This window comes from Pseudomonas sp. DCB_AW, from assembly GCF_026240895.1.
In the GTDB taxonomy this organism is placed as follows: Bacteria; Pseudomonadota; Gammaproteobacteria; order Pseudomonadales; family Pseudomonadaceae; genus Aquipseudomonas; species Aquipseudomonas kermanshahensis.
Window position 1 is genome coordinate 1 of sequence record NZ_JAPFCE010000188.1, and the last position, 437, is coordinate 437.

At 51.9% G+C, this 437-nt stretch carries 1 rRNA gene; it reads left to right on the plus strand.

What is annotated here, in order from left to right:
- Positions 1-437, plus strand: a 23S ribosomal RNA gene (locus OO306_RS28200); the annotation flags it as partial.

Genomic DNA, 437 nt, shown 5'->3' on the forward strand with positions numbered 1-437 from the left:
AATATACGGAACCCGGTGCCGGAAGGTTAATTGATGGGGTCAGCCGCAAGGCGAAGCTCTTGATCGAAGCCCCAGTAAACGGCGGCCGTAACTATAACGGTCCTAAGGTAGCGAAATTCCTTGTCGGGTAAGTTCCGACCTGCACGAATGGCGTAACGACAGCGGCGCTGTCTCCACCCGAGACTCAGTGAAATTGAATTCGCTGTGAAGATGCAGCGTTCCCGCGGCAAGACGGAAAGACCCCGTGAACCTTTACTATAGCTTTACATTGAACGTTGAGTTCTTCTGTGTAGGATAGGTGGGAGGCTATGAAACCAGGACGCTAGTTCTGGTGGAGCCATCCTTGAAATACCACCCTGAAGTGCTTGACGTTCTAACCTCGATCCGTTATCCGGATCAGGGACCATGTATGGTGGGTAGTTTAACTGGGGCGGTTT